Raw genomic sequence first — 10,705 nt, forward strand, 5'->3', positions numbered from 1 at the left:
GCGAGTCTAGACCGGATAAAAAATGTGGGTATACCTCTCAAGAGGTATTGAAAGCGATAGTCGATCCGGATCAAAGTTTTGCGAGTGATCTAACTCTCAGTTTGAAATTTAAGCTGTGTGTTTATTGTTGATGAGGTGTGTTGTACTTGGCCGTATATGGGATACGGCCAATAATTCAAGATTATAAATATTGCCAACCTTTAAGTATTATCGCGGGGGGAATGGCATTGTCACTGCCTAAATCGGCTTCGCCTAAAGCATTGTCATAATGGATTTTGCCATCACCCGTAGCGGTAATGGATTTGCCTCTTACCGAGCCGAAGATTTCGGGCCCACCGGGCAGATTGACTTTGGATTTAGGCGCATAAAGCGCGGCATATATCGGCACGCTTCCACTGACAGTTACATCTTTATTTGAACCCGAATAAATCGCTAACGGCGGTTTATTGCTGCTGGTTAAGGTTTGGCTTTTAATGCTATTGCCGTTATTGGTACCTGCCGTAAAGGAAATTTCACCATTCACAAATAACGTTAAACTTGAACCTGGGGCGATATTAAGTTGGTTTGCGCCACTCATTTTAAAATCACCATTGATGATCAGCGTTACATCTCCACCACTGATGTTTAATACACCATCGCTACTCATGACTAAACTGTCGAGGTTAAATACTGGGGTTTCAGAACCGAAGATGTTTTCTGAGCTTGAGGACAGGGCAGGAAACGCATTACTGTTACCTGAACTCGCTGTCGAGCCCGTTGGCGAAATGGTGACATTTTGGGTTGATGCTATTGTTCTCGCGCCATTGTTGGGCATTTTAAACCCTCCCATCACGGCGCCAATATCTAAGGGATCGCAGGACTTAGTGGGAACGGGAGGGACATTAGGCGCTTGTTTCACTGCTTGGCCAATGCTGCTATTTTGATGGAAGTTGCCATCACCACCATATTGAAGTGTCCCATTCACTTTGGCACCAGGGGCCGTTGATGCGTTGTTATTGGCTTGCACTGAGCCTTCAACAGTGCCACTGTTTTTTAGCTCGAAATTATGACCCGCAGCGATATTCCCACCGACCGTACCTGTGCCTACGATGACATCTTTATTGCTTTGAATATTGCCTATTAGGGAAGATGAGCCGGTTAATGTGACATTTCCCGTTGCACTGACATCGCCGTAAATCGGCGAATTGCCCGACAAGGTTACATCGGCATTCGGTTCAACCGTCGTCACATTGCCTTTGCCGTGCTTATTGAGTTGGCTGTTGCCTTGATCATTATTGAAGCTATCGCCGTAGGCGCCTTTTCGTGAGTCATAACCATCGATTGTACTACTACCAGTCAGATTGAGGCTCTCGCAGGAAACGATGGCATCGTTAAAAATGTTATTGCCCTTTGCGCCTTTTAGGGCGAAGAGTGCATTGAGTTTGGCCTGACCTTCTAAGTGTTGCCCTGTGCTGTTGACGCTGAGTTCGGTGCTAGGGGTCACGGTTTTTGTCAATGTATAGGCGCTGCTGTCGATACTGCCTGAGGCACTCTTTGGCAGACTGTCATGTAAGGAGACCGCCGTGCTTTGAGGCGCTTTAATTAAAGTCGCTTTGAGGGTGTTATAGCTTTCATACATGCCTTGTTCGGCGGTGAGTTGCGCATTGACTTGCTTCTGGAAGTTCCCGCTCAGCCGCTCTTGTACTAAGTTATCTCGCAGTGATGTCACGACCAATAAACTGGCTAATATACTGAAGACTAAGACGATAAGTAACACTGCACCCTTTTGCTTATTAATACTGCCGCGAAGTGGCGAAGCGTGAGCAAATGAACGTTCCGTGTGCATGTCTGTGCTTCCTCGTGCCTATGGCACTTGTTGTGAATTTATGGCTTGTTGCCAAAGAGGTTTACGCAGTGCGATCTGTAAGCTAATACCCTGATCATATTGGGTCGGTAAAGCTAAGGGTTTCAAATTAATACTGACGAGTTCACCAGTTTGAGAGAAGTGAGCCGCTTCTAGCCCAGTGAGAAGCGTTTGTGCACCATCACCATCGTCGCAGGATAAGTTAGGTGCTAAAAAGCTAAAGGTTTCGGTGTAATCAGCGGTTTTACTTTGGCCTAAACAGCTAATACTCGGTTGGCTTGCGGAGGCACGCGTGCTTAGGACGAGTTCGTTAGCCGATACAAGGGCGACATTATCCGCCTGTTTGATGCTTTTACTGAGCGTTAGCGTGGCGTACCTTAAGGTGTCAGCGGCATTTTCTAGACGTTTACTTTCCTCAACAGTAGTCTTAAGTGGCGCAAAGAAATTGATCACAGCGATCATGATGATTAGCCCTAATACCATGGCAATCATCAGTTCGGATAAGCTAAACCCCGTTTGTCTTGAGGTGAGTTTAATGTGTCTCCGTTGAGTGCGATGAGCTGAAATCACAGTTAAACCTTACACAGATGCGGAAAGCTGGCGTTAAGACTGACGCTATTATCGGTATCGACTCGACCGTCTTGCCAAGTTACAGTAATTGCCATGTTGTCTTGATAAGTGGCGGGTAATACTAAGTCAAAGCCTGCGGGGAAATCTTGGCTTAAACTGGCTCTAAAATTAATATCTTCGAAGCGGGCGGGTTGCTTTTGCACTTCGCATAATCTTGGCCAAATCTGCTCAATGACATTTTGCGCTTGCACTGTGGCAACAGTGTATTGAAAGCTATTGCTGGCATGTTGTAGCGATGATAGTTGCGCTTTTGCCAGTGCAAGCAATGAAGTGACTGATACCACGAGTGAAACTAAAACTTCTGTCATGGTAAAGCCAAGGTGCTTTTTACCTATGTGATTGAAGGCTTTCATGCACAATTCTCACTTTGAAGTTGACTTTGGCCGCTCGGTAAAATGCATAAATTCATGTTTTCACCTTGACTGTTCGTCAATGAAATACTGGTTTTGGCGGTGTTGCCCGTGGCACTGATGCTGATGCTAGTCAGTCCTGTTACATCAATTCCATGCGTCGGAGGCGTAAAAATCTTCAATTCGTTATCGTCGCTATCTTTAATGACCCAAAGTCCTGCTTCTGTTGCCGTGAGAGTAATTAAAGTACTGCGTTTTATCGCTTCACTGCGGGCAAATTTATAGCTAGAGACCAATTCATTCGCAGCGGCTGTTAGCTGTTCACGTGCCATAACGTCGCGGTACGAAGGGAGGGCTAAGCTGCCTAAAATACCGATAATCGCGACGGTAACCATAAGCTCAACTAAGGTAAATCCTTGATTCCACTTGTTTGACATTTAATTCGTCCAACAATTGGCTGCGGGAGTTCGCACACCTTTCTGATTAACGCTTAACGTGCCACAGCTATCCGATTGGCGGCTGGTTGGGACTGCCGAGAGGGAGAAACTTAACTTGTCGTCCGCCGGTGTGTAGCTAAAAGTGTAGTAAGGACTGTTGGTTAAGGTTTGCGCAGCAGGATACTTACCTTGACGGGAATAATTGCGTTCCAATGCTTGCACGCTCGTCATCAAATATTGCTGGGCATCGAAACGACGACCTTGCTTTAGGTATTCGGAAAAAGAAGGGATAGCGATAGCAGCGAGAATGCCAATAACTGCAACGACGATCATGAGTTCAATTAAGGTAAAACCTTTCTCTATGCGGATGATAGAACTCATTCACAACTCCATTTGTGTCGGTTGATGCGCATTGCAGTCACTCATAAACGTGAGAGTTAAACTGTTATCTGTACGTTATGACAGCGTTGTCATTTCAATTTATGATAATGTATTTGGGTTGACATTAAAATGCAACAATTGGTTGATTATTAGTCTTGAACTCGATCGCAAATAGGGTGTTATTGTGGGCTTGGTCACGTATTGCGTGTTGCGATGTCTTTATACAACAGCAGCTTAAGATCATTCTCTGAATAACTATCTTGTTATGCTACTTCGCGCTGACTTAGCATTTCTGGTTATAAGAACTATGTTTGGGCTCAATAGCCCGTCAGTTCCATATAACCTGTACCAGTATGGCTGCCAGAGAGCTGCACAGGGCCTTCCCAGTAGGGTGTCGATAATGGCATGGCGCTATTGGGATTGAGCGGCGTGATAATGAGATCGATATCCTCGCTGGGGATCTTAACTTGCCAGCTGACGGGATAGTCGCCATTGACTGTGTGTTGCCATTGGAGTGGCGTCATCTGAATGTCATTGGGATTGTCAGTGGAATTGATGTTGCGCCCTGTACCATCGGCAAACATTCTTCTGGCGCTATAAAATGCCGAGATAGGCGCATTATTTGCGGACTCTGCTGGCGACTGATCTCGTAACTGAAACAACATCAGCGTCGAGCCATCGTTTAGCCTGAGCGCGAACCAATCCCAACCCTGTTGCGTTTTAGTGAGAAATTGCGAGCTCCATTCCCTGTCGAGCCAGCCTTGACCTGTTACTTGCTCCACTTTGCCATTGCGGTTGATTTCACCTGAGATTTCAATAAAGGGCTGGCTGTAATAGTAAGAGGCCACTTGGCCATCGCGACTTTTAAGGCTATAGCCATTAGCGCCTTGGTATTGCAGTGGCGCTTGGCTGTTAAGCTGAAGTTGGTAGCTAAAATCAGGATTCTCCACCGTTAATGTGGCGGGAAAGAGTGCATTGGTTTCGCTCTGCCAGCGCCAGTTATCGAGGCGGATTTGATAGGGATCTAATTTCACCTCGGCAAACTCGCTATGGCGGCGCGACCACTTTTCGTGAGCCAGATGAGTTTGACTCGAGGTTAATGCGCTATGGGCTAAGTAAAGCTGCTGAGTCGCCCAAGTGGATTCACTTTTGGGCGTTGCATCAGTTGCTTGCAGATCTGTTGTGTGTGAAATGATTGCTTGCAAATCTGTGGGGTTAAGGGCAACTCTAAACTGCGTCCACTGAGCGCCGAGTTGCTCACCTGTTTCTGTGGTTAAATTGGCGGTCAGATACCACCATTCTTGGCGAAAGTGATTGTGCGCCAAGTGATCCCGCGGAAATTCAAATCTATAGCCGGGAACAACAGGGGCAAAGGCTAAATCATCTTGGTTAGTCGAGGTTTTCCCTACCACATTGGCCATGGATTTGGACTGAGTATTTGGGGTCGATGGTGTTTTATCACAGCCGCCGATAAGCATTAACCCAACGACTGCCCATACAATACTGTTCAGATTGAGTGTTTTCATCACAGTGTCTCCTGCTGCAGACTGGCGACCAGTGGTTTGCGGGTTTGCCAATATAGCGGCAAGAGCACGGCTAAGGTGCAGGTGGCTAAGGCAATCAGTATTGCTTCGCCATAGGCTTGCCAATCCCAAATCATTTTTATCGTCCAGCCAAAGGCTTGCAAGGTGATCTTGTTGATGAGCAGGTAACCTAACAGCGCACCCGTTGGCATAGCGAGCAGGCAAGTGATCAGCACCACAATCAGCATCTGCATAAACACCATAGCGCGCAGCGCATTACGACTCACACCTAAGGAGTACAGCCGTGCCAGTGGCGCTTGCCTTGCCTGAGTCAACATTAAGCAGGCACTAAAGAGACCAATCGCGGCGACAATCAGCGTCAAACTATTCAGCACTAAGGTAATGGAAAAAGTGCGTTTAAACATAGCGATAGCTTGGGTTTTAATCTTAGTTTGGCTGTAGATTTGCGCTTGGGATAAACCTAACTCAGTCGCCAGTTGGACTTGTAGTTGATCAAGCTGCGCTTCACTTATCCTACTGCCTTGCTCTTTACCGTGAAAACTTGCCGCTAAACTCACCGGCAGTACAGGTAACTGGGCCCGTTGCCAAAGTGGCTGGCTGATAATGACCTCGTTTCGGGTATTGCCGTGATCATAATAAATGCCGCCGATAATGGCTTTGCTGTTACCTGTTTTCTCGAGCACATCCAATGACACAGTATCACCAAGCTGTAATTGGTATTTGATGGCTAAGGGCTCGCTCACTAAGATCACGGGGGCATTAAAGTAGGATTGCCACAATGTGGGCAGGCTTTCCTTAAGCGCACTGGTGTGCCTAGTCGAAAATTCATCGCGGCTGAGTAGGCTCACCGGAATCGTCTGCTCGCTCGGATTATCCGTCGAAACTGGCAGTGAAAGCTGGGCTTCAATTTGCCACTGCTGATAAAGACCGCTGACTCTAGGATCGTGCATCAATTGGGTTTGAATAGTGTCGATACGCTGGCTCGGTGGGCGGATATAGAGATCGGCATGCAAGCGAGTTTCTAGCCAAGTTCGCAGGGTTTGTTCGAAGCTACCCACTAGGGTGTTCATCGACACATTGGCACTGAGCGCCAGTAAGATAGCCATCATAGCAAGGGAAAGCGGTGCAATAAGCTCACGGGTTTCGGCGAGCAGATATTGCCATAATCCAGGACGTGCCAAGGGCATTAACGCACTGACGCCCCAATGCAATAATTGCGGTAACAATAAGGGAATAGCGATAGCGACGATACCGAGCAACACTAAGCTGATGTTATAGCTTTGGCTGAAGGGAAACAGCAGAGCCGCTAAGGTCAATAAGCCACAGGCTAAGGCAAATTGAATGCTATGGGTTTTGCGGTGTGCCTGCATTTGCTGATAACGATTCGCCCCTTGCGCTAATGCTTGGCGGGTAAGATCTAAATACAAGGGCAAGCAAGCGGCGAGCGCGGCAATTAAGGTGAGGGCAATTGCCTCAAAAAGCCAAGTCCATTGCCAAATACCGGGGAGTAAGTGGGCGCCATACATTTGCTCTAAGGTCATGGCGACCATAGGTTGCAGCCAGTGGCTGAGTTGCAAACCACTGATAAAGCCCAGACTTGAACCTATGACAACTAACAAAATTAATTCGAACATCAGTGCCGTCATCAAGGCGCGGCGCTCTATTCCCTGTTGCAATAACTGCACTAACAGTTTTTGCCGTTTCATTAGGCTGTAGCGCACACCGTTATAGGCGATAAAGAGGCCGACAACGAAGGCTAACATGCTCATGGCATTAAGATTAAGGTGAAAACTGCGGGTCAGCGCTATCAGCGCTTGGCCTTGATCTTGCTGGCTAAAACTGGCCTTTTGCGGCGTAATCCCTAAAGCGTCGAGTTGGGATTTTAGTTTAGGTAGGTTTTCTCGCTCACTGAACATGGCGATATAGCTTAATCGGCCTTGCATGTTTAGTAATCGCTGGGCGAGGGACATATCGGCCAAGATGGCGCTGCCGAGACCAAAACTGTCATCAACTGTAATAACGTCTAAGGTGCTATTTTCTAAAGCAAGTTTACCATCTGGTGCTACTTTGGCAGCTAGGCTGCGGCTCATTATCACTGTGGGTGCGCCATTCAGCAGATCGGCAAGTGGCAGGTTTTTCATCTGCGGCGAGGTGGTTGACTGCGTTTCACTCGAGGCGTGACTTCTCGATTTTTGTAGCGTTAATGCGGCAATCAGATCGCTGCCTTCTAGTTGCCAAAACTGACCATTCTTACCGGAGATTTTGCCATTCACGACGGCGAGACTCTGACTTAATCCGGCTCGTCTCAAGGCGAAATAGACAGATTCATCTAAGGTGTTTTGTCCTAGGGGCGGCGTGAGTAACACATCGGCGCGTTGACTCAAAAGCTCAGTCGCATCGCTATAGCTGCGCACGGCATTATCGTTGGTCGCTTTAACCCCAATCAGTAGCGTCACGGCCAAGGCGATACCGAGCAGAATGGCTCCTGCTTGTATGGGCGCATGGCGATAATGGGCGATAAACACCTTTAGACTGAGCCATGTCAGTCTCAGCCCAGTCTGCTGAAGTCCAGCAGATGTTGCTTTCGTGAGCGGTTTATTGTTCATAGATAGCGACTGCACCTTGGGATAAGTGCCAACGTTTTTGCATAAAGGCGGCGCACTCTTCGCTGTGGGTGACCATTAAGATACTGGTTTGGCTTTCCCGTGCCAGTTCACACAGTAATGCCATGACTTGCTTACCCGATACATCATCTAAGTTACCTGTGGGTTCGTCGGCCAGCAGTAACGTCGGTTTATGGGCTAAGGCGCGGGCGATGGCGACCCGCTGTTGTTGACCGCCGGACAGGGCTTCAACTGGGCGATGAAGTAATGGTAAGAGCCCGAGTTTTTCAACCAGATAGTCACACCAAGCTGACCATGGCTGCGCGGTTAAACTTAAGGAGAAGGCGATATTGTCTTTCACGTTTAGGGGCGTGAGTAAGTTAAATTGCTGAAACACAACGCCCAAGGAATCGCGCCTGAAACGGCTCCATTCTTTATCTTGCCAAGTGGAGGTGGACGCTTGTTCTAACAATATCTCGCCCGAGTCTGGTGTTTCAAAACCGGCAATGAGATTGAGCAAGGTGCTCTTACCGCTGCCGCTGGGGCCTGTGAGTGCGACGGTTTCACCCCTGTGGATCTGTAGATTGACCGCTTGCAGCACTTGATGATATTGCTCACCATCGCGAAAGCTTTTGGTGACTTGATTAAGCTTAGCGACGTCGACCATTGAGCAACTCCTTTATATCCATTGGCGGCGGGTGTAGTCAGTAGTGTTTTCAACTGTGGCTGCAACATATCCTGGCTGCAATTTAGTGTTGCAATCCAGTGTTCAAGATAAAGCATTTTCTATTCAGATAGATACTGATTTTTCCTGTAATGGGATCATAAACGGGATCACAAAACATAAATCGTCACTTGCCGTAAAAATAGTCAATTGAGTTAAATCCTCGACGAACTGTGAGCAAACGGCTTGAGCTGACGCCGCGTTTGTTGCATTCTGTGCGTCCTGTTAGCTTGGGAGTTAATCTCAATCTAGCAATCCGTTCGGATGAAGGTAGCAGGAGAGTGGGGAATAGACCCCACACCGACGAGGCAACTTTGGTTTTAGTGAAGCGACGGTTTTATTGAATCGAATCTTCCCATAAAAACAAAGCACTCTTTCAGGTGCCGTAAGGCGTGGACTGTTACTGGACGAGCCTCTGGAGAGACTACCAGTTGCACTCATTGTGCAATCAGGTGGCGCCGAAGGCGAAAGTGTCGTGGTGTTATTGAAGCGACGCGAAACGCTCAGGCAAAAGGACAGAGGAGAGGATGACTGCACAGTCCCTGTCGTTTGTCGTCGTGGGCTATTTTTACCCTTTGCTTAAGATGGCGCACTTTTGCATCTATCGAAAGCACTCGTATAGAGTATTCGCTTGTTACGCATTTCGCGTTCAGCTTGGGCGAATCTCAGTCGAGAACAGGATAGAAATAGTTTGCCATAGCGTCCGACTGTGGCGCGTCACAGCCATTTCTTTTCCTCCTCCGTTTATTAATTTTGTTGTTTAATATTCGAGGAATATCATGAGTTTTCAAGCTTTTCTTGCCAGTATTAATGGCATCGTCTGGGGCCCAATCACCCTTTGTTTGCTGGTGGGCACGGGGATTTACCTCACTGCACGCCTCAAGCTTATCCAAGTTTTTCGTCTGCCTATGGCGCTGGGATTGTTATTTAAACCGGCAAAAGGTCATGGGGATTTATCGTCCTTCGCAGCGCTTTGTACTGCGTTGTCCGCCACCATAGGCACGGGCAATATTGTCGGCGTGGCAACGGCCATCAAAATGGGCGGTCCTGGGGCGTTATTTTGGATGTGGCTGGCGGCATTTTTCGGCATGGCGACTAAATATGCCGAGTGTATGCTCGCAGTAAAATATCGCACGACCGATGCGCGCGAGCAGATTGCGGGTGGCCCTATGTACTATATCGAGCGCGGCCTTGGTCTGCTTTGGATGGCGAAATTGTTCGCTCTATTTGGGGTTGGTGTGGCTTTTTTCGGTATTGGTACTTTTGCGCAGGTTAATGCCATCAGCGATGCGCTGACGATTGCCTTTGAAGTACCGACTTGGTTGACCGCGACCGTGCTAACAGTGCTCGTTGCCGCCGTTACTTTAGGTGGGGTTAAGCGCATTTCGAATGTGGCGCAAAAGCTAGTGCCTGCCATGTCGATTGGTTATGTGCTGGCCTGCGTGTGGATTTTAGTGGGATTTTCTGAGCAAATTTTACCCGCCTTAGGTTTAGTGATTGAATCGGCCTTTACACCACTCTCGGCAGCGGGAGGTTTTTTAGGGGCGACAGTGGCGCAGGCGATTCAAATCGGTATTGCTCGCGGCGTGTTTTCCAATGAATCAGGTCTTGGTAGCGCGCCGATTGCAGCGGCTGCCGCTAAGACCAATGAACCCGTTGAGCAAGGTTTAGTCAGTATGACGGGCACCTTCTTCGATACCATCATTATTTGCACTATGACGGGCTTAGTGCTGATCATCACAGGTGTGTGGAGTGGTGAAAATGCGGGCGCGGCGATGACGAGCGCGGCGTTTGCCCTCGGAGGCTCAGCGGTTGTGGGTCAGTATCTGGTCACCATTGCTCTGGTGTGTTTTGCCTTCACGACGATTCTAGGCTGGCATTATTACGGCGAGCGCTGTTGGTACTACTTAGTCGGCGAGCGCGGTTTACGCTTGTATCAAGTGGTGTTTTTGGTGTTGATCGCGGGCGGCGCTTTTATCAAGCTCGATGTGATTTGGTTATTGGCCGATACCGTTAATGGTTTGATGGCGATTCCAAACTTGATTGCCATTGTGGGCTTGAGGCATATCATCATCGCCGAAACCCAAAGTTATTTTGCCCGTATCTTACCGAATCAAACTTTAGAGACTGCTTCTTAGAGACGGCTTATTAGTGTTGTTAAAACAACAAATTACTTCACATTATTTTAACGTT

The 10,705-nt window shown here is 48.0% G+C and carries 9 protein-coding genes and 1 riboswitch; of the genes, 1 reads left to right on the forward strand and 8 read right to left on the reverse strand.

The features are described from left to right. Positions 1 to 181: 181 nt before the first annotated feature. The 8 genes from AYJ58_RS06890 to AYJ58_RS06925 form a co-directional block, all read right to left on the reverse strand. On the reverse strand, positions 182 to 1,825 hold the full coding sequence (locus tag AYJ58_RS06890; RefSeq protein ID WP_106649523.1) for a DUF7305 domain-containing protein: 1,644 nt from the start codon (positions 1,823 to 1,825) through the stop codon (positions 182 to 184). Between the two features lie 18 nt (positions 1,826 to 1,843). After that, positions 1,844 to 2,413 carry a PilW family protein gene (locus AYJ58_RS06895; RefSeq protein WP_106649524.1) on the reverse strand — a complete coding sequence of 190 codons (570 nt, stop codon included), beginning with the start codon at positions 2,411 to 2,413 and terminating at the stop codon, positions 1,844 to 1,846. Between the two features lie 2 nt (positions 2,414 to 2,415). Further along, a complete protein-coding gene (locus tag AYJ58_RS06900; protein ID WP_106649525.1) occupies positions 2,416 to 2,826 on the reverse strand; it encodes a type IV pilus modification PilV family protein in 411 nt (136 codons plus the stop codon). Further along, complete coding sequence (locus AYJ58_RS06905) at positions 2,823 to 3,260, reverse strand: GspH/FimT family pseudopilin (protein ID WP_106649526.1); 438 nt, start codon at positions 3,258 to 3,260, stop codon at positions 2,823 to 2,825. The genes AYJ58_RS06900 and AYJ58_RS06905 overlap by 4 nt, the downstream gene beginning before the upstream one ends. Further along, complete coding sequence (locus tag AYJ58_RS06910) at positions 3,261 to 3,641, reverse strand: type IV pilin protein (protein WP_198555614.1); 381 nt, start codon at positions 3,639 to 3,641, stop codon at positions 3,261 to 3,263. 317 nt (positions 3,642 to 3,958) lie between these two features. Further along, a complete protein-coding gene (locus AYJ58_RS06915) occupies positions 3,959 to 5,167 on the reverse strand; it encodes a lipocalin-like domain-containing protein (RefSeq protein ID WP_198555615.1) in 1,209 nt (402 codons plus the stop codon). Next, entirely contained in the window at positions 5,167 to 7,791 is a 2,625-nt protein-coding gene (locus AYJ58_RS06920; RefSeq protein WP_106649528.1) for an ABC transporter permease, read from the reverse strand. Before AYJ58_RS06920 ends, AYJ58_RS06915 begins: the two co-directional genes overlap by 1 nt. Beyond that, a complete protein-coding gene (locus AYJ58_RS06925; RefSeq protein WP_106649529.1) occupies positions 7,781 to 8,455 on the reverse strand; it encodes an ABC transporter ATP-binding protein in 675 nt (224 codons plus the stop codon). Before AYJ58_RS06925 ends, AYJ58_RS06920 begins: the two co-directional genes overlap by 11 nt. A 462-nt stretch (positions 8,456 to 8,917) precedes the next feature. Further along, positions 8,918 to 9,041, forward strand: a riboswitch (glycine riboswitch). A gap of 250 nt (positions 9,042 to 9,291) precedes the next feature. Between AYJ58_RS06925 and AYJ58_RS06930 the strand changes: the two genes are divergently transcribed. Further along, entirely contained in the window at positions 9,292 to 10,650 is a 1,359-nt protein-coding gene (locus tag AYJ58_RS06930; protein ID WP_106649530.1) for an alanine/glycine:cation symporter family protein, read from the forward strand. Positions 10,651 to 10,705: the final 55 nt, after the last annotated feature.

It is taken from the genome of Shewanella sp. Pdp11 (assembly GCF_002838165.1).
Classification (GTDB): Bacteria; Pseudomonadota; Gammaproteobacteria; order Enterobacterales; family Shewanellaceae; genus Shewanella; species Shewanella hafniensis.

What these genes read in the sequence shown, in the direction of transcription:
- AYJ58_RS06890 (WP_106649523.1), bottom strand. Translation starts at nt 1,825, where the DNA reads ATGCACACGGAACGTTCATTTGCTCACGCTTCGCCACTTCGCGGCAGT.
- AYJ58_RS06900 (WP_106649525.1), bottom strand. Translation starts at nt 2,826, where the DNA reads ATGAAAGCCTTCAATCACATAGGTAAAAAGCACCTTGGCTTTACCATG.
- AYJ58_RS06905 (WP_106649526.1), bottom strand. Translation starts at nt 3,260, where the DNA reads ATGTCAAACAAGTGGAATCAAGGATTTACCTTAGTTGAGCTTATGGTT.
- AYJ58_RS06910 (WP_198555614.1), bottom strand. Translation starts at nt 3,641, where the DNA reads ATGAGTTCTATCATCCGCATAGAGAAAGGTTTTACCTTAATTGAACTC.
- AYJ58_RS06915 (WP_198555615.1), bottom strand. Translation starts at nt 5,167, where the DNA reads ATGAAAACACTCAATCTGAACAGTATTGTATGGGCAGTCGTTGGGTTA.
- AYJ58_RS06920 (WP_106649528.1), bottom strand. Translation starts at nt 7,791, where the DNA reads ATGAACAATAAACCGCTCACGAAAGCAACATCTGCTGGACTTCAGCAG.
- AYJ58_RS06925 (WP_106649529.1), bottom strand. Translation starts at nt 8,455, where the DNA reads ATGGTCGACGTCGCTAAGCTTAATCAAGTCACCAAAAGCTTTCGCGAT.
- AYJ58_RS06930 (WP_106649530.1), top strand. Translation starts at nt 9,292, where the DNA reads ATGAGTTTTCAAGCTTTTCTTGCCAGTATTAATGGCATCGTCTGGGGC.